This is a genomic window from Mesorhizobium sp. M0816 (assembly GCF_040320005.1).
GTDB lineage: Bacteria > Pseudomonadota > Alphaproteobacteria > Rhizobiales > Rhizobiaceae > Mesorhizobium.
The window spans coordinates 157,043-181,528 of the sequence record NZ_JAMYOT010000012.1 but is presented as its reverse complement, the minus strand read 5'-3'; the positions used below and the strand labels follow the sequence as shown (position 1 = coordinate 181,528).

Below are 24,486 nucleotides of genomic sequence, written 5' to 3'. Positions count from 1 at the left end.
AGCGATGCTGTCCGGGCATGGACAAAGCGATGTCTCCATTGATCCTCAAGGTTCTTCCGGTCGCCCTGGTCGCCGCTGCCGTTCCGGCAGGGCTCTCGATACAGACGGTCTTCGGGGATCGACAACCTCACCCCATCGCTATGACGGTTACCTTGCTTTCCGGTTCGATCACCTATCCGACGCCAGGGGAGTTCCTGATGGAGGGACGCCCGCAAGCCAATCCCCGCCTCAAGCGGCAACTCAACAGACCTCTCGAAATCATGGCCTACCAGATCAGCGCGGCCGACTATGCAGACTGCGTCTCGGCAGGAGGCTGTCAGCCGGCACAGGAGACGCGCGCGATCCCAAGCAACGCTCCCGTAACTGGAGTGAGCTATCTCGATGCCAATGCCTACGCCCGGTGGTATTCGCAAGTGACGGGGGACCAATGGCGGCTGCCATCCGACGAAGAATGGGCGTTTGCCGCGGCGGAGCGGTTCGCAGGGGAATTTGAGGGTGTCGAAAACGACGCCGACAACCCCGCCAGACGCTGGCTCACCAGCTACAAGGCCGAGGTGGACCTCAATCGCAAACCGGACCCGTTGCCCAAGAGCCGTGGCTCTTTTGGTTTCAATTCCCTGGGCCTCGCCGACTTTTCCGGCAATGTCTGGGAGTGGACTTCGACTTGCTATGTCCGCACCACATTGGCTGCGGATGGAAGCGGCGTTGCGAGTTCGGTCGACAATTGCGGCGTCCACGTCCTTGAAGGGCTTCACAGAGCCTACATGTCGAACTTCGTCAGCGACGGAAAAAGCGGCGGCTGTGCCGTTGGCACGCCTCCCGACAATCTGGGTTTCAGGCTGGTCCGGGACCATCGGGGGTGGGCGAACCGTATCGTCGGCTACCTCGGTATTGCCTGACAAATCAGAAGCGGCTTTTTCATTCGCGTTTCGACGGTCGCCTGGTCTCCCCGCCGCCTCACCGCACCTTTGGCCTCATCAACGCAGTTCCATAGATCAGAATGAAGCCGGCAAATGCCGCCACCCATGCGGTGCCGGCCATGTCGATCACTATGTCATAGGGGACGAAGGCAGCCAGGATTCTCAACGATCCTGCGAGGAGGACGGTCACGAAGATGAACGAGGCGCCTTTCCCAGCCTTGAGCTCTCGCCCGGTGTGCCCGAGCGTCGCGCGGGTCATCACTGCAAGCGTCATCGCGCCGACCGCACCAGTTCCGAGCGCGTGGAGTCCTGCAGCAGCCGGCACGATGGCAGGATAGAAGATCGACGCCGAAACGAAGGCAAGACCGATAGGCACAAAGGCATATGCAAGATGGAGGGTGAGCACGAGCGGATCCCGCAATGTGCGCTCGCCAGCCCAGCCCGACAGACGCCACGCCTGGCAGATCGCGGCGACGGCCATGAGCATTCCTGAGGCGCTGTTGTCGGGTGTGAACGTCCATGCTCCCAGCGCGATGGCTGAGATGGCTATCGATGCCATGTCAAAACGGTCGAACGGAGCAGGCAGCCTGCCAGGATTTTCGCGAGCGAGCCAGTTGCGGGTGAAGCTCGGAATGATGCGCCCGCCTATCAATGAGATGAGCATGATCGCCGCGGCCATGCCGAGCCTGCGGCTGATGTTGGATGTGCCTTGAAGATGCGCCTCGATGTGGAACGTGCCGTTGGCGCCAGCCAGGACGGTAAGCGGCAGCAGTACTTTCAGGTTGCGCCAGTTCCGTCCTGCGACGATCTCGCGGGCCGCCGCGGCAGCAACCGCAAGCAGAAATGAGCCATCGATCACGGCGGCTGCTTCCCAGCCGATATCCGCCGAGACAAAGACAGCGACACGGCCGGCAAGCCACAGGACCACCAGCGCCAGCAGCGGCAGGCCTTGCACAGGCAGCCGGCCGGTCCAGTTCGGGATGGCGGTCAGCAAGAACCCGGTAACCATCGCCGACAGATAGCCGAACAGCATCTCGTGAATGTGCCAGTCGACGGGAACGAACGCACTGTGGGCATTGAGTTCGCCGGCATACATCGGCAGCCAAAGCAGAATGGAGAGCGCCGCATACAGCGACCCAAGGAAGAAGAACGGCCTGAATCCGTAGGAAAGAAATGCGGGCCCGGTGTAGGCCCGCAGGCGTGGAATCCCCATGATTTGCGTCTCCAAATGAACAGGGCCGGATGAACCGCCGCCCTCGGTCCGTCCGGCCCGCGCCCGCGCTGTATGTGGCAGGCATGGCTGTATCGAATGCTGTCAGTTAGCCGGGATCTGGGTGAACAGGTCGGCGAACACTGTCTTTGCCTTCCCGAGATGCTTGACCGCTTTGGCGGTATCGAGATTGACCGGCTTGCCGACAACGATCAGCGCGACCATCCCCATGCCGTAGTGCGGCGCGCATTTGACGCCATACACACCTTCCTGGGTGAGTGTGACGGTGATCTCCTCGCTGGGCTTTCCCTTGAAAGGCTCAGCGCCATCCGGAAGCATGCCCTTGATCGACTCTGCGTCATGGCTCTTGTCGGTCGGCACGAACTTGACGGTATCGCCGGGTACTGCCTTGACGAAGGCCGGCTGGAAAACCATGGCGCCCTTTTCGCCCTTGTTGAGCATTTGCACCACATGCTCTTCCGCGCTTGCGCTGCCGGCCAGCGCGAGGATGGAGATTGCGGCGGCGAGAATGGTGAGTTTCATCGGTTCGTCCTTTTGTTTCGTCGTCACGGCATTTGGCCGTTCCATGCCTTTTAGCCTGACAACCCCCGGCAGAATTTGCGCTGGCGCAAACTCGGAGTAGAAAGGTCTTCCGCATGACTGATGCGAAACTACAGGATCGTGAGGAATCCGCTTGGCTGCGTTGGACCGATCGCTGATATCGCGGCTGCCGCTCTTTCAAGGACTGACGCCCGACGAGCAGAGCGAGATCCTCCAAAGCGCACGCTCATCCCGCTATGCCAAGGAGACGACGATCTTCGCGCAGGAAACCGAGGCCCATTCCTTCTTCGTGCTGATCGCCGGGCACATACGCGTCGTCCGCACCACGCCGGATGGACAGCAGGTCATCGCTAGATACATCAGCGAAGGCGAGATCTTTGGCGTCGCCGCAGCCCTTGGCCGGACGACTTACCCCGCCAGCGCAGTCGCGGCGGTGGACTGCGTGGTGTTGGCCTGGCCCAACGCGCTATGGCCGGAACTGGCGAAGCGGTTTCCTGTGTTTGGGGCGACCACCTACCGGACGGTCGGAAACAGGCTGCAAGAAACCCAGACGCGGGTTGTGGAGATGTCCACTGAACAGGTGGAGCAGCGCGTTGCTCACGCGCTGCTGCGACTGGCAAATCAGACTGGTCGGAAGACCGACAGCGGCATCGAAATCGACTTTCCGATCTCGAGGCAGGACATTGCCGAAATGACGGGGACGACACTGCACACGGTCAGCCGGCTGCTCAGCAAATGGGAAGAGAATGGGATAATTGCCAGCGGACGCCAGAAAGTCACTGTCAAGGACGCGCACCGGCTTGTGGTCCTCTCAGGGAGTCGAACCAAGCGCTGATTTATCACCTGCGCGCTCGAACAGCCGATTCCAAATCCACCAGGAAGGCGGTCTCATTGATCTGATGCTCTCGGCACGCCTCAGCGACCGTATGGAAGGTACCGATTGGACAACCGACGCAAAGCATCCTGTATTTCAGCACGACAGCCACCGTTGCCGGCCATTTTCTCATGATCTCGTCGACGACCATGTCGGAATTGAACCAACTGAGTTCCTTCACGATGAAGTCTCCGCCATTGCGAAGCGTCTTAATAGATTCCTCTCAGGCCGCCTTCTTTGCGCTTTCGCAACTTTGATGAGCATTGCCGTTTGGCTAGGAAAAGCTAGACAAACGTCATGACCATAATTGCACCGATGACAATCAGAACAAGCCCGCCGATCAGCATAGGGAGCAGCGTGTTGTTCAGGTCGACGCCCGACTCGAATTGGTTGGCCACCGGTGTGTCATTTTTGTCTGGGTCAGTCATGCTTGTCTCCACGGGCCGGCAGACGCGAACCGCGCGGCGTTGCGGTTGAATTGTCGATCGAGGCCTTACCCATGCTTATCGTACGCCGAAGCTTCGGATGCAGGCAGCCCGCCGACAAAGTCCTGGGGCATCAATGCGACGTCGGCCAGCGTGTAACGATCAAGGGTGTTCTGGAAGGAGGCCATCGCGTCGCCGAACATTCCTGAAAGTTTGCAGCGGCCGGTGAGCACGCACTGATTTCCGGTCCCGAAGCACTCCACAAGCGCGAAATCTGGCTCCGTCAGCCGTACCACGTCGCCGATCCGGATCATCTCGGGGCTCCGCCCGAGGGCTAGCCCACCGGAGCGACCGCGGACCGCTTTCAAGTAACCGCCGCGCGTCAGGGTGTTGGCGACCTTGTTGAGGTGCGTTTTGGATACCTTGAACGTGCTTGCCACCTCCTCGATCGTGATCAGGCGATCACCGGCAGAGGCCGCGTACATTAGCATCCTCAAGGCGTAGTCCGAGAAATTGGTCAACCGCACTAATGGTTCCTCTTTGCAATTCTCGTACAGGAGCCACTTACAATCCAACCCCGCATCACAGGTCCTTCTCGACGATCGGTTCTATGCCCATCGTAGTCTCGCCACGGCTGAAGGCGACCGCGAGACGGAAGCTGTGAGCTATGCGCAGTGCGCGGTCCATGAACAGCGCCGCAACCTCGGGTGGGCAAACACGGCGCACCGTTGCGCGAAACAGCTTTAGCCAACGCCGGAAATGCGCGACTCCAAGGCCGGAGATCGCCAGGTGTGGCGGTAATGGACGGCCTTCATAACGGGACGACCGGAGCAGCGTAGCGGACCAGAAGTCGCACATCTTAGCCAGATGGCGCGGCCAAGCCTCAGGATGGATAGCGTTATGAAAGATGGGGCCGAGAAGGTCGTCGCGGCGAATCTCATCATAAAAGCCGTCAACCACAAGACGGATCATGGCCTCGTCAAGCACGTCTGGCAACGGGGCACCACCGATGACGATCGTTCTCTTGCTCCGACCATTCGCAATCATGTGCATGCTCTTAGTTTTCGAAGACCCAAAGACCTCAAATAATTCCCACACTCAAACAGCTCCGCAACGCACCGAGTGAAGTCGCGTCCACGATGACGATTGATGCATTTGCTTCAAAGGAGGTCTTCGTCGGTATGGGTCGGAATCGCACCTTAAAGAAAGATTGTCAATATCTCTTATTGGCGGGCAGCTCGGCTAGAGGGCCGGTCGGCTATTTAATGAGAGCGGAGTTGCAGGCATTCGCGGGCGGTGTGCGCCGGAACGCCATCAGTCAGCAGATGCGAAACATTGGCCGAGCAATGACCGCCCAGGAAATCGAGGAGCTGCAGCACGCGGCCTTGGTGACGCGATCTGCGGTATGCCTGCACGACCGCTCTATCGTTGGCCGGCTGCGTGCTGCAGCCGTGCGATCAGGTCGCGGTTGCGGCAATAGTCTGGCGGATCGTCAGCTTGCTGGTGTTCATCAAGCCAAGTCGAGCATTCATCCTGGTGCCCGCAGGAGCGACACCGGTCGACCGCTCGATTGGTGACGGCAACATGGTCCGGAACGACCTTCAAATATTTGTCGACGCCGAGCTTCTGCATCATGCGGCTCATCAAGGCGGTCCTGGCGTCAACTGAAATCAGGTAGTCGAGAAAACTCATGTCGTTTCGCTCCCGTTTTCTGGCAGATCATTGCGATGTCGGCGACCGCTGCATTGATCTCGGTCAACAGGCGTCTCCCTCGTGGCGATATCTATCGTGCGTGCCTCAAGCGACGGGCGTGAAGGTCCTGATGCGACGGGCGGCTAATGCAAAATGAAGCGGTTGATGCTGCTCTCTTCGATCAGCGTACGCGTGACGCCGCCGAACGCCTATTCCCGCAGGCGGCTATGACCGCATGCGCCGGAAACCCTCAGGTCTGCATGAATCATGCGTGCGAACGCCACCAGCTGTTCGCCATCACCATCGCCGGAGATGAATTCGGTCCGCACCGTGATGCCGTGGTGCTCAAGAAAGACGGGGACGTCCGCGAGGCTGTCACAGATGCTTTCGTTGCGTTTAGTACCGATGGTAGCGACACGACTTCATTGGCCTTGGCCAGAAAAGGGAATGCATCGGCTATCGCTCGCCGCGCTTCCCGGGTGTCTTTCCAGGCAGCCAGCACGTTTTTGCCATGACATGTTCGACATTGCTTGCGGTGACCAGGACCGGCCGGTGCCGAGTGTCGAATTCGGCACCCAGTTCGGCGAGCCGCTTTTCAATTTCCGTTCGCTGAAACTGCATGATTTCACCTTCATGGACCAACCATGCCGTCGCCGGCCGCGAAGAGCTGCGGGACGTCTGCAGCCGCCAGGCCGATAAGGTGAGCCCCGAACCGTTCCGCAAGCTCGATCCCCAACTTCACCATGGCTGCAGGAGGTGCATCTACGGCAAGGTTTAAATAATTGACTTGTAGCACATTTGTGGTCGCCTTTCGCTGGAGCGTTTGGATGCTATGATGAGTGCTTCCGCCGGCACTCGACGCCTTGATGCGTGTCAAATGACGCTACTCACCGGATCCCGAACCTCTGACTATGCCGGTTTTTGCGTGTGCAGAAAGAGCGATGAATGATAGTTAGACTGCGTTGCGGGTTCCCTGATCAAAGGACTTGATTTGGACGACAAACAAACACGTGACCTGTCGACCGGCGTTCGCGCCGAAGGGCGGGTCGCGGCCGAACACGACCGGCTCTCCCAGATGTTCGAGCAGGCCCCTGGTTTCATGACCTTGATGCGTGAGCCGGGTCATGTATTCGAGCTGACCAATGCCGCCTATCAACGTCTGATTGGCCAGAGGCAAGTGATAGGAAGGTCGGTACGCGAGGCCTTGCCCGAGCTCGAAGGCCAAGGATTCTACGAACTGCTGGACCAAGTATACGAAACGGGCAAGCCCTACCGAGGTCAAGGCGTGAAGGTCGCCCTTCGCAACAAGGACGGCGAGCCGGTCGATGAACGCATCCTCGATTTCGTATATCAGCCCATCAAGGCTGACGATGGTCGCATCACTGCGATCTTCGTCGAAGGCACCGACGTCAGCGAACTCTCCTATGCAAACGCCGCACTTCGATTGCGCGAAGATCATTTGCGTTCGATCCTAGCGACAGTGCCCGATGCAATGGTGGTCATCGACGAACAAGGCCGTATTCAATCCTTTAGCACGGCTGCCGAAATGCTGTTTGGCTACCAGTCCAACGAAGTCATCGGTCAGAATGTCAATCTGCTGATGCCGTCGCCCTACCGCGAAGAGCATGATGCCTATCTTCACCGCTATCTGGCAACAGGGGAGCGCCGGATCATCGGGCTCGGTCGCACCGTCACTGGAATGCGCAAGGACGGCTCGACGTTTCCGATGGAACTCTCTGTCGGCGAGATGCATCCGGGAACCGGGCGCTTCTTTACCGGCTTCTGCCGCGACTTGACCGAACGCCACCTGGCGGAGGCGAGAATACAGGAGCAGCAGCTGGAGCTTCTCCACATGGCGCGGTTTACTGCGCTCGGCGAAATGGCCTCGACGCTTGCCCACGAGATCAACCAGCCGCTCACCGCCATTACGAACTACCTCAAAGGCAGCCGGCGGCTTCTCGAAAAAAGCACGGAAGACAACGCGCCGATGCTGAGGGAGGCCGTCGAAAAAGCAGCGGAACAGGCCCTGAGGGCCGGAGACGTCATTCGCCACCTTCGCGATTTCGTCGCAAGAGGCGAGAGCGAGCGCCAGGTCGAGCGCCTGCCGACACTGATCGAAGAAGCCTCGTCGCTGGCTCTAGTCGGCGCAAAAGAAATAGATGTCCGCGTCAGCTACAAGCTTGATCCCGCCGCCGAACTGGTCTTGACCGATCGCATCCAGATTCAGCAGGTTCTGCTGAACCTGATGCGCAATGCGGTTGAAGCCATGCAAGGCGTGCCACGCCGTGAGCTGCAAATCATAACCGTAGCCCGTGATGACGGCATGGCTGAGGTAAGCGTGATTGACACAGGCAAAGGTCTCACGCCTGAAGTCTCCGCCCAGCTTTTCCAGCCATTTGTCACCACCAAAAAGCAGGGCATGGGGGTTGGCCTCTCTATTTGCCGCACGATCGTCGAGTCGCACGGCGGTCACATCTGGGCTGAGGCAATGCCGGCCGGAGGAACCGCCTTCCGGTTCACTTTGCGCATCGTGGAAAAGGAAGAGGTCGCCAGTGGCCGGTAGCAATCTTGTGCATGTGGTCGACGACGACGTCGACGTTCGCAAATCGCTTGGTTTTCTGTTGGCGACGGCTAATTTCGCCGTGCGCTTGTACGAATCGGCGACAGCTTTTCTGGCTACGGCCACGAGCAGTCTTGACGGCTGCATCGTGACCGATGTGCGCATGCCCGGCATTGACGGCATCGAGTTCCTGCGGCAGCTCCGGACGCGTGGGCATACAATTCCGGTCATTGTCATGACGGGTCACGCCGACGTGGCGCTCGCTGTTCAGGCGATGAAGGAAGGTGCCGCCGATTTCATCGAAAAGCCATTTGACGACGAGGTGCTGATCGATGCGATCCGCTCCGCGTTGGACAATCGCAACCAGGCGGATGCGAGACACCCGCAAAGCGTGGAAATCCGCGGTCGTCTGGCGGGCCTGTCCGAGCGAGAACGACAGGTGCTGGACGGTCTTGTGTCCGGCCTGCCAAACAAGACGATTGCTTACGATCTTGGCATCAGCCCGCGCACGGTCGAGATCCATCGCGCCAATGTCATGAGCAAAATGGCCGCGAGCAGCCTGTCGCATCTCGTGCGCATGGCATTGGTCGTGGAATCCAAACGTTAAGGCGAGTCACTAAGAGACTTGTGGTTATTTGCCGGGATCCTATCCGGCATCCAATCGCGCCAGTGGGTCGGGTGGATGTCAACGCGTGTGCGGGTGGCGGCGTTCCTCCAGCCTTCCCGCTCCTTTATGCAAGGGAAAACAAGGGTATGTTCGCCGTCCTCGTCGAGGACGGCCAGTTCGAGCTCACGACCGAGCGGAGCGCTTGAGATTGGCTTCCACATCATCCCCTATGATGCGTGGGAGCGGCAGGCCCCGCCTTGATCTGGATCATTTTTCAGAAATCGCCCACTCCCGCCATCGATACTGACGGCGTGGCGCCCTGCGAACAACGAGGTGGGCTGGACATGGTCGTTGGCTCGTCGTCGGAAAACCGACTCCTTGATCGTGATCAATGACCTCCCTGGCCGCAGGGCTAGGATCGAGATTCAAAAGAGATCCGCGATGCCGGATATCAGAGTCGATGAAGCACGGCGCACCGTGCAGTCACGAAAACAGGAGATCGCGCCGATGCTGATCCGTACGCTTTCCGTCTTGGAATGTACGAAATTGCTAACGGCCAATCGTGTTGGCCGCTTAGCATGCGCGAAGGACGGCCAGCCCTATGTCGTCCCGCTGCATTATGCCCACGCGGACAATCACCTTTATGCATTTTCTATGTTGGGCAAGAAGATCGACTGGATGCGGGCCAATCCGCTGGTGTCCCTCCAGGTCGACGAACGCGGCCAAGGACGGGGATGGAGAAGCGTGGTTGTAGACGGCCGCTATGAAGAACTGCCTGACCAGATCGGCTGCAAGGTTCAGCGCGACTATGCATGGTCAGTGTTGAGCAAGCACGCCAACTGGTGGGAGCCGGGCGCCCTCAAGCCGGTCATGCCTCCGGTGTCGGACAGCGCGCCCCACGTGTTCTTCCGGGTCTTGATCGAGCAGGTGTCGGGCCGCGAGGCAAGTGAGTAGCTGTCTCCACTGCCGCGACGGCTGAAAGCGGTGGCTGGACCGGCGCGTAGGGAGCGGTTCTAGTAGTTTCCCGTACGGACATAACCGAATTTCGCCACGGGCCGATTAGCGCGATTGCTGTTCCACGGATCAACCGGGAAAACAGCCATGCACGCCTACACCAACTCCAGAGTTGCACTGCCGTCGCGGTCCTCCCAGCCCAACCTGCCGGAGGCTTTCGAGCCCGCACCGCTGCAACCACTCAGCTTCTATCCCGCCGGCGCGGAAATCTACGCCCAGGGCGAGAAGGCCGGAGCCTTCTACCAGTTGGAGTTCGGCGGCGTCCGCGTCTACCGCCTGCTTGCTGACGGCCGCCGGCAGATAAGTGCCTTTCACCTCGCCGGAGAGACATTCGGCTTCGAAGCCGGCACCACGCATCATTTCTTCGCCGAGGCGATCAATGCCACCGGTGTCCGCGTCTTCCGCCTCGCTGCTGGAGCGGACAACTCCCATCAGTTGCTGCCCCTGGCGCTCAAGGGGTTGACCAGAGCGCAGGAACATCTGCTGGTCCTCGGTTGCCAGAGCGCCATCGAACGCGTCGCGGCATTCCTGGTCGACATGGCGGAACGGCAGGGCGGATTGCAGCAGGTCGAACTGCCAATGTCGCGTATGGACATCGGCGATTATCTCGGCCTCACAATCGAGACTGTCTCACGGGTCTTCACCCGGTTGAAGGACAAGGGCGTCATCCGCCTGCTCAACCTGCGCAGCATCGAAATCGTCAGGCACGAAGCGCTTCATGCGATGAGCGAATGAGCCGCGCTCCGACTCCGGGATGTTCTAACACTTCAGACCAATTGACAGCGGGGCACCAAGAGCAAGATAGCAGCGCGGAAGACGATCTTGTTTGCCGCTGGAAGACTGAGGAAACAGCGGGCACGTCTGTCGGCGTTCAGGCTTCCGGAGGAAGGCATGGACCGGCACATGGCCACATTGCATCCGGACCGAATTCAGGCATCGATCGCCTCGCATGCCGCAGCAAGATCGGCGCTGGTCGCTTCGTGGCGGCGTTCGGCCTCGCTGCAGGCCTGCTCGGCCATGGCCAAGCCGTTGGCCAGCATGTCGAGGACGGGATCAGGATCGGTCTCGGATCGATGCCGTCGGTTCGAAGCCGGCTCGGTGCGTCCAGCGCGCTCAGCCATTGGTCAGGTTCGAAGAGAGCGGCACCAGGTTGCAGGCCAAGCGACCAGTTAAGCGGCAAGTTTTGCAAGCCGCGGCTCCGGCCTGCGGCATGACTGAAGAGCCGGCGCAGACGGTCCTGACTGAGGCCATTCAGCAGAACGTCGTCAAGCGCGCCACAAGCCTGGCCTTCGCGCGACGCCAAGGTGGGCATGGTCAGGCTCCTTGTTGAAGAAGCCCGCCATGCTCTGCTCAAGCCGAACGACGCTCAACGCGAGCGCGACGACCGGTTCTTGATCTCTACCTCAACCGCGCGCGCCCCTCCCGCGCAGCGGGTTCGTTCCTCGGCCCCTATGCTGCTGAGTAGCAATGGGCCGCTAGGGCGACATTTGCAGCAAATGCGGCATGCGCTAGCAGTCAAAAGTCCCGGTATCAGTCGGGGAGCTTTGTCATCTCGACTTGTTATAGCCAACCGCCCGAAAAATCGGCTCGGTGCAGTCCCGCGATGATGGCCGGCACGCGGCGCATCAGGCGCCACAGGAAGCCCGAGCGGTAGTTCTCTATCATCAGAGTGATCGGCCCCTGATTGATGCCGACATGGTCCGGCGATACCCAACCGCATGGCCGGCCGTCGGCGGCTGCTATTGTCGGATTGAAGCTTGCGGTGAAGCCGTAAGGGTTGCCCTCTTGCAGGTCGATCTCATGGAAATAGCGCAGTGCTGGCAGAACGATCTCTGGTGCAAAGGGCAATGAGGTAATCGCTGCCCACGGCGACAACGTCCCATCATCAGGGCCGAATGGCGCACCGCGCGCCAGATAGCCGAAGAAGCGGCGGCCACCGACCGTCATTTGGCGTTTTGTCGGGCTTGGGCCGTCGCTGGCGGTGATGCCCCAGCAATTCTCGCCATAACCGCTGAAGCCCTTCGGATTGCGAATGGCGTAGTCGCGTTGCAGGTAGGTTGCCTCGCGGCTGTTCTCGAAATAGTCGCAGTCGTGGTTGCGCATGGAAGCATCGCGGATGCCGCGAAAATCGATCCAGATATGCGAGAGCTGGTGGACGAAAAGTGGACCGGCGTAAACCAATTCCCGGCCATAGATCTTTTTCCACTTGTAGGTGGATAGCCAGGCCGCATAGCTCTCGGGCGGCAGCGGATGGGTTGGCGAGCCGAGGCCCAACACATAAAGGATCACCGCTTCGTCGTAGCCTTGCCAGCGATAGCGCAGGAAGCCTTTTCCAGGCCGCCAGCCATGGGTGAGGGTGGCGCCGCCGTTCTGCGCCCATCGCCAGTCGGCGCGCCGGTAGAGCGCATCGGCAAGCCGCCGGATTTCCAGTTCGGATTCATCGTCCTCGCCAAAATAGGCGCCGCCGGCCAGCGCACCGGCAAGCAGAAGCGCCGTATCGACCGTGGACAGCTCACACTTCCAGACGCGGCGGCCGGTCTCCATGTCGAGGAAATGGTAATAAAAGCCCTTGTGGCCCGTTGCGTCGGCTTCGGGCCCTTGCGGCGCGTTCCAGAAGAAGCGAAGCGTGGCGAGCGTCCGTTCAGCGGCGGCGGCGCGCGTCATGAAACCGCGCTCGACACCGACGGGATAGGCCGACAGGGCGAGCCCGACGGCGGCGATGCTGGCCGGTGACCCCGGCGTGTTGCGGTCGGCGATCAGGCCATTCGCCGGGTTGGCCTCTTTGAGAAAATAGTCGAAGGACAGGCGCTGGATGTCCGAGAGAAGCTCGTCGTTCTGCGGGTGGTCGCTCGATGCATCCATGGCAGTCGATATAGAGGGGTTCGCTGCGCTTCCCACCTTTTTGGTCATCTTATCGCCTATGCGCCAGCCGCGAAACGCGTGCCCTCCCGTGCGAGCGGGTTCGTTCTGCGATCCCTTTCCGGACGTCGATGGACACAGATAGATGACCGAGCATTCGTCAAAATCATGATCGAACTGGCGTCGGACGGCCGAACTGCGTTTGATATTCCTTTGGGCTGATACCCGTGCGTTTGCGGAAGTGATGTCGCAGCGTATCCGCTGAACTCATGCCCACGGCCGCGGCGATCTCTTCGATGCTGTGGTGGCGACCAATCAGGAGCTGCTTCGCCTCCTCAAGGCGCTCGGATACCAGCCATTCGCCTGGAGGCGATCCCGTCGCTTGGGTGAAGCGTCGTATAAAGGTCCGCAAGCTCATGTGGCATTCCGATGCCATTCGCTCCAGCGTCCAAGCGCCGCCGAGTTCAGCCCTCATCTTGTCCAGCAGTGGCGCAACTTCTGACCCACGCCGTGTCGGAACAGGTCGTTCAAGGAATTGGGCCTGCCCACCGGTACGGTGCGCCGGCATTACAAGCCTTCGAGCCACGGAGTTCGCCGCATCAGCTCCAAAGTCCTGGCGAACGATCTCGATCAGAAGGTCAATGCCGGCGGCACTCCCGGCGGACGTAAACACGCGGCCATGCGAGCGGTAGAGCGAGGCATGGTCCACGACCAACTTTGGATACTGGCTGCGCAGTGCATCAGCGTAGCGCCAGTGCGTGGTCGCCGTTCCGCCATCGAGAAGGCCCGTAGCGGCCAGCACGAATGCACCCGAGCAGATCGACGCCAATCTTGCCCCTCTGTCATGGGCATGACGCAACCGCTGGACGAGAGTTTGAGGTACAGGTTCGTCGACCTCTTTCCATCCTGGAACGACGATAATATCGCCCTCATCGATTAATCCGATGCCATGATCCGGCATCAGCAACAAGCCACCATTCGCACGAAGGGGGCCTTCCTCGATGGCGCAGCTTGCGAACCGGTACCAGCTTTCACCCATTTCAGGTCGCGCCAAACCGAAGACTTCGGCGACTATGCCGAACTCAAAGGTGCAAAGACCATCGTAGAGAAGCGCGACAACGAGGGGGCCGTTCGTGTTTGGCATGATATACCCGTAGTATGTCATTCACGCCAATTGCAAGGTGATATCCTAGTCAGCCACATGGAGAGCGAACAAGAACAAAAAGGAGATCACCTTGTCCTCCGCCGTCACAACCGTTCCCGCTGCTCCGAGCGAAATCGCACGCGAACACTTCTCAGCCGAATTTACCTTCGAAACGGACTGTTGGGATGTTCATCATGCGCTGTCGCGCGAACCCGATTTCGTCCTCCTCGATGTCCGCAGCCCTTCGATGTTCGCCCAAGGTCATGTCCCCGGGGCCATCAACTTGCCCCATGGCAAGATTGTCCGCTCAAAGCTCGAGTGCTGGTCCGACCAAACCGTATTCGTCACCTACTGCGCCGGCCCTCACTGCAACGGTGCCGCCCGTGGGGCGCTTCGCCTTGCGGAGCTCGGTCGCCCGGTGAAGATCATGGCTGGCGGCGTTACGGGTTGGCTCGATGAAGGCTTCGAGTTGGCGAAAGGTTCAGACACGTGATCATTGCGATCCGAGTTGCATCGCCAGGCGATGCCGCTCAGCTTCATGAACTGATTGTGGAGCATGCAACGTTCGAACGGAGCGCCGCATCTTGCACTGTCCGAACTGGAGAACCTTCTTCGAGACCCAGCCCAGCCGGTCAAACTCCCCGTTGCCGAGCGCGATAAACAATTATTGGGCTATTCCGCCATTAGCCATCGATCAAAGGGCTCTAACTTCGGCGAGCCGCTTGATTGCGTAATCGTTTTCCAACAAACAGCGGCTTCCCAAGCGGCTGACGCCTGAGCGGCAATGTCATGAGCGGCTTCTTCGAGACCAGCCGCATTGTTAGGGTCGCCATGAACAACACATGTCCTGTGCCCGACGAGCCGCGACCACGCTGCCCTACATCGGGCAACGCCGTCGGGCGGCATCGCGGCAAGGTCGATCCTGGTTCCGGTCTCGGCTTGCAGGAGGTCGATTGACGAACGCCAGCCTGGTCGTACGCGGAGTTCGTGAGAAAGCTTAACGTCAGCGACATCGAAAATGCGATCACCGAGCGAAAGGTGCAAATGTCGCTCCGCTGACGCTTCAAAGCCAAGCCCGCGCACCGTCACCCATAAGAGCTTTAGCTATCGCATTGGCGGCATCGTCGCTGCGCCTTCGGAACGTCGAATAGGCCCACCCGGGGCGCTCGCACTCGATCTCGGCGCGGGTTTTCCCTTGTCTCATTTGCAAATGAGCGAAACCAAGCTGTCGCGCGCTCGCTTGTGGAGTGCGCCTTTCGGCCGCCATGCAAGGAAATCATCAACACTTATCCAATCAACCGGGTTTGTGTCGGCGCCTGGCGGACTGAATTGGACATACAGATGCAGTTCGTCAGGCACAAAGACGACTTTCCATGACCCCTTGATGTCATTGGCAAGGTTGTAGGCGAGGACGGTCAGGGCGGGGCACTCCTTTCGCGGTGGAGCGTGCCTATCTCACGGGAAAATTCCATCACCAGAAGTTAGTATTGACGCTCGCGCTTTCTCAGAAATCCAACGTCCGCGTGATGCCGAAAGGTGCAGCTAACTTTTGTGTATCTCGATTGGGAACACGGGACCGCCGCGAAAGTTCGGTGCACGCAGCGAATCCTCCCCTCCAGGTATTGCTGCAGATCGGTATCCCGATCGGCCCGCGCTCCCCGCAAGGGCGCGGGCCTCGGCCTGTGGTGCTCATGCCATCTACTTCGATCCGCAAGATGGAATATGATCTGGATAGAAGGACCCTCTCGGTGTGGTTTGTCGCCAGCGGTAAACGGTACGAGTTTGAGGGGGTACCGCCGGAAACCTTTGCCGCGTTCCGGGCCGCGTTCGCCAAGGGCCGCTATTTCAACGACCACATCCGCAACAATTTCCGCTACCGTCTGGTTGCGAGCGATAGCGACCCGGGATGACCTGACCTGCCGGCGGCTCAATCGTCCTGTCGCTCCAACCGGCGGTTGGTGGACGCGTTGCCGCTGTGGCGCTTAGGGTTGGTTACGGTCCGCGCTCACTTGGCAAGCCCACCCCCCGCATCCCCCCGCCTGGTGCAAAGCGTTTGATCGGTCCCGCCGTTCTGGCAGTGCGGCGGGACTTTTTTGCGCTCCAGGTGGAGCATCGGCGCGCGGGGAAGGCGCGGTGCACGCAGCACCCTTTTCTCATCCAACGTACGTCGGTGGCGCGCTGAAGGGTCTCAAACGTCGGTCTGCCGCCGGAGCTCAACTAGCTGGACTATTGCTCGACCGGAAGCGGCTGGTGCTGCGGCTCAGCGTGGTGGAAGACCTGTCCAAGATCGCGCGCGTCGAACGTTTGGCCGCAGACTGGGCAGTAGACCAAGTGCTTCGACTCGTCCTCTACCGGCCCGTCATGCGGCCTGCCCTCATAGCCTGTCGCGATGTTGTCGGTTCTAATCCGGGCAACGACAAGTGCCTTTCGTCGTTTTGGCGGCCGATACCTCTCCACCAACCGGACCTTGCCACGGTCGACCGTGACCAGCGGCCCGAGGTCGATCGTCACAGTGTCCTCGTCGATGCGCGTGACCTCGCCTTTTAGCTCGATTTGCTGGCCTCGGTTCACCTTAGTGTGGTCGATGATGGAATGCGGGAAGTCGTAACCTGGGATCGAGACGCTTACGCGGTCCTCTGTTGTCCGCCTTCGAACCGTGGCAGTAATCGCCACCTGGTCACCAATGCCTATTCCCCGAGCCATGCCATGGATTCTGGTGCGGGCAGCGTCTTCTTCAAGAGGCTTCTAATATACGCGCCATCCTAACGCTGACCTACGACCAGAGTTACAAAAGTTGAACTTCATCGGGGAATACTCCTTCTGTCTACCTGTTGGATTGCCAGGCGCGTCCCGCGCATTCAGACAGGCGAAAGAAGATGAAACGCATCCTTTTGGCTTCGGCCGTGCTGGCGGTGTCGGCCGGGCTTTCCTTTGCCCAGACGACGAGCGGAACTTCGAGCGGAACCTCGACGAGCGGAACCTCGACCACGACAACCATGCCCAGCACGACGGATCAGGGCACCGGCACGACGGGCAGCGGGACCAACATGTCCGGCGATCAGGGCACCGACACGACCACCACCAGCGGCACCACAAATCCGAACTCGGCCAGGGACTGCGCGCCCGGCCAGCAGACTGGCAGCGCTCAGCAGGCGGCGCCAGGTCAGCAGGACACGACAGCCAACACCGCCGCGCCAGGCCAGGTGAAAAAGACCGACGAAGGTTGCTGATTGGCACATCGGCACAGGTTGGAATCACCAGCGTTTGGCTGGCCAGTCTCCCCCGACCACCGCCTGAACTCAACTCGGCTGGCGAGCAAGTTGCCGCCAGCCGAGCATCAGTCCAGGAACATTTGCGCTTGCTTGTGCTTTCAGTGGGGCACGCCTGGCTACTGTTTGCTTTCGGTCAGATAGATATCCGTCTGCTCGCGCATCTTGCCTGAAGGGAGCTGCGGCCGCGCTCAGAGGAGAGGCTAACAGGTGATTTCGATCGACGCGCTGTATTGCCGATAGTGCTAGAGCGATTCGAACCCTACATCGGACAACGTCTTCGGGGTTGATCGTTGCGGCCGGCTTTGCAGTGGTTCCGGAGGAACGGAGCTTCCGCCGCGTTGCCCGGCGGGCTCGACCCACTACTGACTTCTGCGAGCCAAAGCCGGCGATCTCAACTCGTAGAAGTGAGCGGACCGTCTCGCCAGCTCGCAAAATTCCGTTGGTGTCAGACCTGTAAAACGGCGGAACTCATGAACGGCCTGCGATTGATCAAAGTAGGCCTCATCGACAAGCTGCGTAAATTTCTCGTTCGGATCTTGCAATATCGCTTTGATAGTTCGTCTCAACCGCGCAAGTTGGCGAAAGCGGACCGGCGAATTTGCCGTTGCTCTCCTGAAACGGTTCTCAAGCTGTCTCTCGCTCAGTCCCACAAGATCGCAGATTTTGGAGATCGATGATGTTCCCGTCTCGAGAAGTCGGAAGGCGGCATCGAGGGTGCGCCGCTCTGCTCGGGGATTGAGACGTTGCTGTAGAAAATGGTTCAGCAGGTGGACCCGCGTGCTGTCAAGCGCCGTGGTTACGATTTGCTCCGTCAGACGCGTTGCCTCTTGTCCCCAGATCACCTCGAGTGGAACAATTCTGTCTGCAAGTTCGGAAACAGGTACTCCCAGCAGATGTTCTGCCATGCCCGCCCGAATACGGACAGCAAGAAAGCGAAATCCCGGCACGGCCTTTGGGTGAATGGGCTGGCTACGGCAGCACAAAACATGGGCCCGCGGCGGCTGTTTCCCGTTAAGCAGAAAGCCTCGTGCAACGTGAAAGAATATCTCAGCTCCGCCTGGGCTTGGCCAGAACGGCATAAATTCGATGTTTTCGCCAGGATTGGTCTCACGTGACCAGTAGCGATCAACCACGTGACCTATCGATTCGATCGGTCGATAGGATATACTCAGCATCCAAGCCTCTCAAAATCCATGACTTATCTGTTACGCTACTTCTGCAGTCGCCCATCGCATACATAGATTATCTTGGCTCAGTGTACAGGCGCACGATGCTGGTTATGTTGTCATCGCCCATGCCGCGATCAATCCCATGCTGGAAGACCTCGCGGGCCGCAATAGTCAGAGGCATATGCTGTGAGCAGTCCGCGCCCGCCATAGCGATTGCATATGCAAGGTCTTTGTCCATGAGTTCTACTGGAAACAAGGGTGCGAACGTGCCCGCGCGCATGGAGGCTGCCATCGTTTTCGCCGCTGGGCTGCTGGCGGGCGTCGTGCCAATAATCTCGACGGCTCGATCGACATCGGCGCCCAGCCGCTGCAGCAGGCCAATGAGTTCGGCCATTGCGCCAACCTGGATAGCGAGAAGAGAGTTGACGGAGAGCTTCACCATGGCGCCTGCCCCGACCGGCCCAGCGTGATGTACTGCTGTCCCCATGGCTTTGAGCAGCGGTTCTGTTCGCGCAAGGACGTCCTTCTCGCCGCCGACGATATAGATCAGCTGGGCCGCCTCCGCTTGTGGGCGCCCGCCTGCCACCGGTGCCTCAAGGAAGGCGACGCCCCGAGCCGATGCGGCTTTGGCGAGCTCGCCGATCCAAACCGGCGTCAGTGTCGAGCTCTCGATCGCCACCGCGCCCGCCTTGAGCCCAGCAAGTGCCCCCGTGTCCTCGTCGAGCCATATTTTCCGTGATGCAATGCCGTCTCGAACCATGGCGATCACGAAATCTGCTTCTGCCGCGGCCTCTCGCGGCGTGCCGGCGAGACGTGCTCCTGTGGAAATGAGCGAATGCGCCGCCTCCTTTGACCGGTTCCACACCGTCAAGCGGTGCCCTGCCTTGAGCAGATTGGCTGCCATGCGCGACCCCATCGCTCCAAGTCCTAGAACTGCCACTTCAGCCATCGGAAATCCTTTCCGTCCGTCGTAGGTTGTATGAAGAGCCAATCCAGTTGTGTGGTCGACAGCTAAATGGCGAACACGCTTAGATCGCGTGGCTGTCGGCTGGCACAGCTATGTATTCGGCAAAAACCACGAACGCGGCTGCCGCAGGCGGCTCTCTAAGTAGATCATTGAACACGGATAGCGCATTGCGCACATGGGGAGAGGCCATATGAGACTCCCAAGCCGCATGATCGCGGTATTGTTCCACGACATAAAAATGCGTGGTGTCGGACGTGCTCTGAGCGGCGTGATACGACACCGCGCCCGACTCAGCGGATGTCTGCCGCGTGAGATCGATGAGGATGTCACGGACTTGATCGACGGTCTCGGCCCGAGCGAGAAGATTCGCGATGAACATCATTAGCAGACCCTTGTTGATGCTGGAATGCTAGCTCGGCGAAGCTGCGTCGCATTGTAGAAATGCGAAATGGCAGCGAAATCACGCGTGGCTCCGGACGCGTCCGCAACATTGTAGATCCACCGGCCTGCTGCGGCTCGGGATCAGCACCGACGCTGCACGTGCCAAACAACAGGAGGAAGGCCGGAAGCTGAGCCAGACTCTCTTTAACGGGTTCGCCGTTGACGGGATCCTGTAGAATTCGCGGCTGACCGGAGCGGAATGCGTGGCGGTCTACGACCGCGCCGTTGACGGCAGGCTCAGGGCCCGACGGGCCACGGCGCTCACGCGGAACTCGTGCCGGCGCTAAGGCAGCTGAACGTCCGGGTTATCCGTGGCGACATTGCGTAAGGGGCCGTCGGGCTATCTCTAGGTTGCCCCCTGCCCGACGCTAGGTCCCACCCATCGCACAGTACCGATGGTCATGTAGACCGCGGCCCCACGACTTGCCCCAGTTACTTGAAGGTAGTCCGCGAGTTGGCTGGGTGCTGCCACGGCTTGGATGGAAGAGGTCGGAGCCCGCAACGGGGAAGGTTCGTTACCTACAGCAGGGCAGCGGATACGGGCCTCTTCAATCAGGGCTGGAAGGACAGTGCCGATGCGATCTTTCCATACCGACGGCACTGTTCCCAAGGGACCGATCGCCTTAGTCGAGGTGCAAGGTTACGTAACGTACACCGGAGGGGAGAACCAATGGGTTACCACGACACCTCCTACTCAGGGGAGAGATACACGTTGGCCTCCTTAGCGGCAGCCTCAAAGGCCTTTCGTATTATGTGGGGGTCAATCGAATCGCTCTCCAAGGCTGACAGGCAGAGGGTCACCGCCTTATGCCAGCGAGGCCCTCGCCGGGTCCACATTTTGAGCTGCTCAAGGGCTTCCTTCGCATTGTTGCAGCCATGCCTGACACCGGTTTCAGTCTTCACGAACACCGGAGGGACGAACCAGATGGGCGCCATGATACCTCCTACTCAGGGGAGAGATACACGTTGGCCTCCTTGGCAGCCGCCTCAAAGGCTTCACGGACCTCATGGGGGACATCCTGCCCTCGAACGCGTCGACGCAGGATTGGACCGCCTTCGTCCACCTCGGGCCCTTTGTGTCCCATGCCAGGAGTTCCTCGGCGGCTCCCTCGACGTGGCTGACCCCATTGCGAATGCCCGGACGTTTCGTCTTCACGTAGACCGGTGGAGAGAACCAGAGAGGACCCATAAGGGGGAACTTAGAGCGGCAAGAGCCCGCCGACCAACCCCGCTTTAGCCGCAGCTAAGGGAACGATGTAGGCCCACGCGGGTTTAGAGGTGGCAGCGGGATTCTTCGTGGATGTGCAGCCGCTGTGGGGGGGTCCGTCGCCTCTCCCTCACCGGCGGCGGACTCCTTTCGCGAAGGCGGTGTTGGTAATAGACACCTAGAAGCTTATACCGCATCCAATTTAGCTAGTTCTCATTGGGGGAGTAATGTCCCCTCCTCTTTTGCAGCAGCCAGGAATGCCTTGCGGGCCTCCTCAGGTTCCATCTCGTCGAAAATCACGGCCATGCAAACGCGCACCGCGAGGTCCCAGCAAGGGCCACGCTTGGTCCACTTCATCAGCTCCTCGCCGGCAGTCTCGGCGTTGTTGACGTTGTGGATGATCCCGGGACGCTCGGACTTGACCGGGACCGGAGGGTTGAACCAGTGGAGAGCCATGCGGTCACTCTTTGTCGGCCCGATCAAGTTCCTCCAGCAAATACTTTTGCTCAGCCCAGTTCCCGTTCTACAGGCAGAGTGAGCAGGTTGCGAAGGTAATTGCGGATTACTCCTCTAGCTATTGAAAATGGCGCAGGACGGCGCGCTTTCGTTGCGATGTGCCACAGTGACTGAAGTTGGCTGACAGCTACTCGCGACAGTCGAAAGCCACGCAGAGGCATGGCAGTTGCTGCCTCGACGATCGCCTCGGTTAGTTCTTCGTCGGAGGCCACCAAGCAAGGCGCAGCCTCCCGAGCTTCGCGTAGTGCAGCTTTGATCGAGACCGTGTCGCCACGGTCCGCCCTGTTGAGGAGGCGGTTATTCGCGAAGATCGAACCCGACGAACAGGCCAAAGGCTGGGGCAACATTGACAATAAGCTCCACCAGCTCGCAGTCAGTTTCCGCCAGATATGGCCCGTTTCGGCGCACCGCTGCAATAGTCTCTTTGACGGAGATGATTTGGCCGCGACGGGCTTGTAGGATCAGCTCGTGAACAAGGTGTTTGGCAGTCACTTTGTCGGGTCGGCAGTTCGTCCAAACGTTCATACAAGGCCTCCCACCTCAGCGAGAACCCAAGGGAACATTCATGATCCTCTGTCGAGAAAAATCAAGAAGAATGTTTGATAACTTCTGAGTGGGAATCAGGGGGACAAGCCACGAAGCGAGCCTCTATACTCTTTGACCTGACGCTCAGCCAGCCGGCTAGGGACCTTCTTCCGTCGGGCCCTGTTTGGCCCGATCAATAGCCGCAAGTAATGACTGTAGGGTTGGCGGCAGTTCTGGTTCGACCTCCAGATTTAAGAATGTTTGTACGTGATGACGATAGCCTTCGGAACGGATCAGTTTCCGAAACGCTTCGGAGACAGACTGATGGTCTGCTTTGTTGCTCGTTGTCATGTTCGGGAAGTCCGTCCCAATGAGCCGCAACTCGCCCGCAACGAATGGGTTCCATCAGGAGATCGGAATATTTGGCTGAATTTTCTGAGCGGGAGATCGGATAACTGGCTCGCGCGAAGACCCCCCGTGCCCCCTTCGTTTGCCGCAGCATTAATCCTCGCTCTTTGAACTGAAGATTCATGTCGATCTGGCGTCGGTGTTGCACATCGTGAATCTTGGAATGCTTCTGTCCAATGTTTGCTCACAGCGGGTTGACACTACGGCGATACAACGGCCGCGCTTGTCCGCGTACGGAAGATGCAAGCGCAGTTTGAACAGCCCAAGGGCGCGGCGCTGTCCAGCCAGATAAAGGGCGGACGAACGGATAAGCGGGAGTCCGACGGCTAGGGCACGAGTCCAGCCTAGTGCGTCGCTGGCGTCTTCGGACTACTGGTGAAGCAAGTCCGATGTGGGCCTATCGCGACCCCGCTTCACCTGCCGTCCAGCCGTTCGCGCATTCGCGATCGTCGCTCTCGGCAACAGGCGGCGCGCCCGGCCAGGACGTGTCGCATGTGCGCGCTGTCGAAGGAGGCGCCCAGCAACATTTCGCGTGAAGGCAACGCGGGCATCCGATCGATCGTAACCTTTCTCTGCAATGAGCGCCTTGTTGCCGGCGATGGGCCTTCGGCTCTTACGCATTATGGAAATCACATGGTGGTCCCGGCACCCGATGCCGGCAACAGGTCTGCTTCGGAGCGTCGTGACAGAACTGGGCGACATGGTTGCGGTGGAGTAGGCGCCGTCGCCCTGGATGAACAACAACCTGTCGCATGCGGTGCATGCGTTGTCGAAGCTTTCGGTCGGTCACGGCCGCGGCCGCATCGACAACGACCGCAACGGCATCAAGTCGTTGCTGAAAGCCCGCAAGGTATCTGTCAAGACATAGCGTGCCGGCGAAGGTCCGCCCTCGCGACAGGGATTCGTTCTAGGCCGATCGGTCGGCAACGCGACCGGCCAGATGAGCGAGAGCTTACCCTCGGGTGTTGGTCTCGACCCGGCTCGCACAGGCTGTGAAGGGACATCTCCAAACACTCATCGACGGTCGTCGATCACTGCCGACTACGAGTCGAGGTCGTATGGCTCGTGGCCTAGCTCGTTGTGATGAAGCGCCGCTGCCATACACCTGATGTCGAACGCCTGGCCGCACGCCGGGCAGAGGACGAAATACTCCTCCTCCCGAAGTGGCGATGCATCGTGGTCTTGGGGGATGACGATGTCATTGTTTTCATCGGGCATTGGGTCCTCCGGCAACGCCGCCCGCCATGCTGGAACGCCTGCCGGCAGGATTTGTTTCAAAGTTACTGCGCTTAACAAGGAGGCCCGGAACGGGTGAAGCACATCGGTAAGCGCAAGGCGACGACAATCAGCGGCCCCGCTAACAATCGTGGTTGCGCCTTTGGGCATCGTGGTTCAGACCGCTGGCGGATTAGAACTCTGTCGGCTTTGCGATCGGCTCATCGCTGCCGAAAATCAGTGACCTATATAAGGGGCATGTCCACGCGCCGAAAAACCAATGCAACAGCGAAGCTGTTTGGAGGATGGCCTTTAACCCCGGCTGCAACGCTTGGATCGTCCGTCAGAGCGACGGGTATTTTTCTCGAAATACGCGCCCGCCTTCCAACGGAGTTCAGGAAACTGCTCCATATCGAGTCCCGCGTGCTTACCCTGCGCCTGTCTGAGGGCGCCGAGAATGATGTGCAGGTGGTATTCGGGATCGTATCCAAAGCACTGCAGAATATCGAAGACCTGCCCGTAATCCCCCGTGAAATCGAGGACATTCTGACGATCTCGACGGCCGAACGGCACCGCTGGCTGAAAGATGGTCGCTTGCAGAGCGCCGGGACGAAAACGGTGAAACTTCGCGGGCGGGCAAGGAAAATCACCTTTCACGTGTTCGACCCGCAGCACGTGGAGGATGTGCTTGACCGCGACCTGGTTACGGTCTGGCGCGAACAGGACGCAGTGACAGCTGCAGAGAATAGGCGGCGAGCCGCGGGGAGGGCCGCTATGAAACGCGCTCAAAGAAGCGGTCGCGGAACTGCAGCTTCAGCTGGTTATGGGCCCGATGAGAACTCGCACTCCAGTTTGCGCGGCTGGGAAGATTTTGAGAATGACGGACTCCTGCGCTGATAG

At 59.6% G+C, this 24,486-nt stretch carries 31 protein-coding genes and 1 pseudogene; 13 read left to right on the top strand and 19 right to left on the bottom strand.

Translation table 11 applies throughout. The features are described from left to right. Window positions 1–29 precede the first annotated feature (29 nt). Entirely contained in the window at window positions 30–899 is an 870-nt protein-coding gene (locus tag NKI17_RS20485; RefSeq protein WP_352726192.1) for an SUMF1/EgtB/PvdO family nonheme iron enzyme, read from the top strand. 58 nt (window positions 900–957) lie between these two features. On the opposite strand, the gene NKI17_RS20480 is transcribed toward NKI17_RS20485, so the two are convergent. Further along, the gene (locus NKI17_RS20480; protein ID WP_352726194.1) at window positions 958–2,133 is read right to left on the bottom strand and encodes an NnrS family protein; all 1,176 of its coding nucleotides are present in this window, start codon (window positions 2,131–2,133) and stop codon (window positions 958–960) included. Window positions 2,134–2,235: 102 nt separating this feature from the next. Continuing rightward, on the bottom strand, window positions 2,236–2,673 hold the full coding sequence (locus tag NKI17_RS20475; protein WP_352726196.1) for a pseudoazurin: 438 nt from the start codon (window positions 2,671–2,673) through the stop codon (window positions 2,236–2,238). Between the two features lie 151 nt (window positions 2,674–2,824). Between NKI17_RS20475 and NKI17_RS20470 the strand changes: the two genes are divergently transcribed. Beyond that, a complete protein-coding gene (locus NKI17_RS20470; RefSeq protein WP_352726198.1) occupies window positions 2,825–3,526 on the top strand; it encodes a Crp/Fnr family transcriptional regulator in 702 nt (233 codons plus the stop codon). Between the two features lie 4 nt (window positions 3,527–3,530). Here NKI17_RS20470 and NKI17_RS20465 read toward each other — a convergent pair whose 3' ends face one another. From NKI17_RS20465 to NKI17_RS20440, 5 genes are all read right to left on the bottom strand, one after another. Continuing rightward, window positions 3,531–3,716: a DUF1858 domain-containing protein gene (locus NKI17_RS20465; protein WP_352726212.1), complete on the bottom strand. Its 186-nt coding sequence runs from the start codon at window positions 3,714–3,716 to the stop codon at window positions 3,531–3,533. Window positions 3,717–3,849: 133 nt separating this feature from the next. Further along, window positions 3,850–3,993 (bottom strand): hypothetical protein, encoded by a 144-nt coding sequence (locus NKI17_RS20460; RefSeq protein ID WP_352455556.1) that lies wholly within the window; start codon window positions 3,991–3,993, stop codon window positions 3,850–3,852. 65 nt (window positions 3,994–4,058) lie between these two features. Continuing rightward, on the bottom strand, window positions 4,059–4,517 hold the full coding sequence (locus NKI17_RS20455; protein ID WP_352726200.1) for an RrF2 family transcriptional regulator: 459 nt from the start codon (window positions 4,515–4,517) through the stop codon (window positions 4,059–4,061). Between the two features lie 55 nt (window positions 4,518–4,572). Further along, a complete protein-coding gene (locus tag NKI17_RS20450) occupies window positions 4,573–5,037 on the bottom strand; it encodes a group III truncated hemoglobin (protein WP_352726202.1) in 465 nt (154 codons plus the stop codon). A 375-nt stretch (window positions 5,038–5,412) separates the two neighbouring features. Next, complete coding sequence (locus tag NKI17_RS20440) at window positions 5,413–5,682, bottom strand: DUF6455 family protein (RefSeq protein ID WP_352593957.1); 270 nt, start codon at window positions 5,680–5,682, stop codon at window positions 5,413–5,415. Window positions 5,683–5,828: 146 nt separating this feature from the next. Here NKI17_RS20440 and NKI17_RS20435 point away from each other — a divergent pair, with 146 nt between their 5' ends. The 6 genes from NKI17_RS20435 to NKI17_RS20410 all read left to right on the top strand — a co-directional run bounded on the left by NKI17_RS20435 (window position 5,829) and on the right by NKI17_RS20410 (window position 10,598). Continuing rightward, window positions 5,829–6,197: a hypothetical protein gene (locus NKI17_RS20435; RefSeq protein WP_352726205.1), complete on the top strand. Its 369-nt coding sequence runs from the start codon at window positions 5,829–5,831 to the stop codon at window positions 6,195–6,197. 104 nt (window positions 6,198–6,301) lie between these two features. Continuing rightward, complete coding sequence (locus NKI17_RS20430) at window positions 6,302–6,460, top strand: hypothetical protein (RefSeq protein ID WP_352906728.1); 159 nt, start codon at window positions 6,302–6,304, stop codon at window positions 6,458–6,460. A 237-nt stretch (window positions 6,461–6,697) separates the two neighbouring features. After that, window positions 6,698–8,245: a PAS domain S-box protein gene (locus tag NKI17_RS20425; RefSeq protein WP_352726214.1), complete on the top strand. Its 1,548-nt coding sequence runs from the start codon at window positions 6,698–6,700 to the stop codon at window positions 8,243–8,245. Beyond that, on the top strand, window positions 8,235–8,849 hold the full coding sequence (gene fixJ, locus NKI17_RS20420) for a response regulator FixJ (RefSeq protein ID WP_352726208.1): 615 nt from the start codon (window positions 8,235–8,237) through the stop codon (window positions 8,847–8,849). Before NKI17_RS20425 ends, fixJ begins: the two co-directional genes overlap by 11 nt. 507 nt (window positions 8,850–9,356) lie before the next feature. After that, on the top strand, window positions 9,357–9,803 hold the full coding sequence (locus NKI17_RS20415) for a pyridoxamine 5'-phosphate oxidase family protein (RefSeq protein WP_352694184.1): 447 nt from the start codon (window positions 9,357–9,359) through the stop codon (window positions 9,801–9,803). Between the two features lie 147 nt (window positions 9,804–9,950). Then, window positions 9,951–10,598, top strand: a complete 648-nt coding sequence (locus tag NKI17_RS20410) for a helix-turn-helix domain-containing protein (protein WP_352694171.1) — start codon at window positions 9,951–9,953, stop codon at window positions 10,596–10,598. 194 nt (window positions 10,599–10,792) lie between these two features. Here NKI17_RS20410 and NKI17_RS20405 read toward each other — a convergent pair whose 3' ends face one another. The 3 genes from NKI17_RS20405 to ftrA form a co-directional block, all read right to left on the bottom strand. Further along, window positions 10,793–10,984, bottom strand: a complete 192-nt coding sequence (locus NKI17_RS20405) for a hypothetical protein (protein ID WP_352726216.1) — start codon at window positions 10,982–10,984, stop codon at window positions 10,793–10,795. A gap of 439 nt (window positions 10,985–11,423) precedes the next feature. Next, window positions 11,424–12,725 (bottom strand): glucoamylase family protein, encoded by a 1,302-nt coding sequence (locus NKI17_RS20400; protein ID WP_352906747.1) that lies wholly within the window; start codon window positions 12,723–12,725, stop codon window positions 11,424–11,426. 163 nt (window positions 12,726–12,888) lie between these two features. After that, window positions 12,889–13,866: a transcriptional regulator FtrA gene (gene ftrA / locus NKI17_RS20395; RefSeq protein ID WP_352726266.1), complete on the bottom strand. Its 978-nt coding sequence runs from the start codon at window positions 13,864–13,866 to the stop codon at window positions 12,889–12,891. A gap of 91 nt (window positions 13,867–13,957) precedes the next feature. Between ftrA and NKI17_RS20390 the strand changes: the two genes are divergently transcribed. Then, complete coding sequence (locus tag NKI17_RS20390; RefSeq protein ID WP_352726263.1) at window positions 13,958–14,359, top strand: rhodanese-like domain-containing protein; 402 nt, start codon at window positions 13,958–13,960, stop codon at window positions 14,357–14,359. Between the two features lie 201 nt (window positions 14,360–14,560). Here the strand turns inward: NKI17_RS20390 and NKI17_RS20385 are convergent. Then, window positions 14,561–14,841, bottom strand: a pseudogene (locus tag NKI17_RS20385) (aminoglycoside phosphotransferase); the annotation flags it as partial. A gap of 512 nt (window positions 14,842–15,353) precedes the next feature. Here NKI17_RS20385 and NKI17_RS20380 point away from each other — a divergent pair. After that, entirely contained in the window at window positions 15,354–15,776 is a 423-nt protein-coding gene (locus tag NKI17_RS20380) for a KTSC domain-containing protein (RefSeq protein ID WP_352726261.1), read from the top strand. A gap of 316 nt (window positions 15,777–16,092) precedes the next feature. Here NKI17_RS20380 and NKI17_RS20375 read toward each other — a convergent pair whose 3' ends face one another. Beyond that, window positions 16,093–16,569 carry a hypothetical protein gene (locus tag NKI17_RS20375; protein ID WP_352726258.1) on the bottom strand — a complete coding sequence of 159 codons (477 nt, stop codon included), beginning with the start codon at window positions 16,567–16,569 and terminating at the stop codon, window positions 16,093–16,095. A gap of 173 nt (window positions 16,570–16,742) precedes the next feature. Between NKI17_RS20375 and NKI17_RS20370 the strand changes: the two genes are divergently transcribed. Next, the gene (locus NKI17_RS20370; RefSeq protein ID WP_352726256.1) at window positions 16,743–17,096 is read left to right on the top strand and encodes a hypothetical protein; all 354 of its coding nucleotides are present in this window, start codon (window positions 16,743–16,745) and stop codon (window positions 17,094–17,096) included. A 401-nt stretch (window positions 17,097–17,497) separates the two neighbouring features. On the opposite strand, the gene NKI17_RS20365 is transcribed toward NKI17_RS20370, so the two are convergent. The 6 genes from NKI17_RS20365 to NKI17_RS20340 all read right to left on the bottom strand — a co-directional run bounded on the left by NKI17_RS20365 (window position 17,498) and on the right by NKI17_RS20340 (window position 21,963). Then, the gene (locus NKI17_RS20365; RefSeq protein ID WP_502894563.1) at window positions 17,498–18,271 is read right to left on the bottom strand and encodes an AraC family transcriptional regulator; all 774 of its coding nucleotides are present in this window, start codon (window positions 18,269–18,271) and stop codon (window positions 17,498–17,500) included. A gap of 109 nt (window positions 18,272–18,380) precedes the next feature. Next, on the bottom strand, window positions 18,381–19,256 hold the full coding sequence (locus NKI17_RS20360) for an NAD(P)-dependent oxidoreductase (protein ID WP_352456139.1): 876 nt from the start codon (window positions 19,254–19,256) through the stop codon (window positions 18,381–18,383). 79 nt (window positions 19,257–19,335) lie between these two features. Continuing rightward, window positions 19,336–19,656 carry a putative quinol monooxygenase gene (locus NKI17_RS20355; protein ID WP_352456140.1) on the bottom strand — a complete coding sequence of 107 codons (321 nt, stop codon included), beginning with the start codon at window positions 19,654–19,656 and terminating at the stop codon, window positions 19,336–19,338. 749 nt (window positions 19,657–20,405) lie between these two features. Then, window positions 20,406–20,651, bottom strand: a complete 246-nt coding sequence (locus NKI17_RS20350; protein ID WP_352726252.1) for a DUF982 domain-containing protein — start codon at window positions 20,649–20,651, stop codon at window positions 20,406–20,408. A gap of 484 nt (window positions 20,652–21,135) precedes the next feature. Then, window positions 21,136–21,378, bottom strand: a complete 243-nt coding sequence (locus tag NKI17_RS20345) for a DUF982 domain-containing protein (protein WP_352458910.1) — start codon at window positions 21,376–21,378, stop codon at window positions 21,136–21,138. Window positions 21,379–21,735: 357 nt separating this feature from the next. Then, the gene (locus tag NKI17_RS20340) at window positions 21,736–21,963 is read right to left on the bottom strand and encodes a hypothetical protein (protein WP_352726249.1); all 228 of its coding nucleotides are present in this window, start codon (window positions 21,961–21,963) and stop codon (window positions 21,736–21,738) included. A 1,141-nt stretch (window positions 21,964–23,104) separates the two neighbouring features. Between NKI17_RS20340 and NKI17_RS20335 the strand changes: the two genes are divergently transcribed. Next, on the top strand, window positions 23,105–23,239 hold the full coding sequence (locus tag NKI17_RS20335; RefSeq protein ID WP_352450378.1) for a hypothetical protein: 135 nt from the start codon (window positions 23,105–23,107) through the stop codon (window positions 23,237–23,239). Window positions 23,240–23,412: 173 nt separating this feature from the next. Here the strand turns inward: NKI17_RS20335 and NKI17_RS20330 are convergent, their stop codons facing one another. After that, a complete protein-coding gene (locus tag NKI17_RS20330; RefSeq protein WP_352726247.1) occupies window positions 23,413–23,589 on the bottom strand; it encodes a hypothetical protein in 177 nt (58 codons plus the stop codon). A gap of 255 nt (window positions 23,590–23,844) precedes the next feature. On the opposite strand from NKI17_RS20330, the gene NKI17_RS20325 reads away from it, so the two are divergent. Next, the gene (locus NKI17_RS20325; RefSeq protein WP_352906746.1) at window positions 23,845–24,483 is read left to right on the top strand and encodes a hypothetical protein; all 639 of its coding nucleotides are present in this window, start codon (window positions 23,845–23,847) and stop codon (window positions 24,481–24,483) included. The last annotated feature ends 3 nt before the right edge of the window (window positions 24,484–24,486 follow it).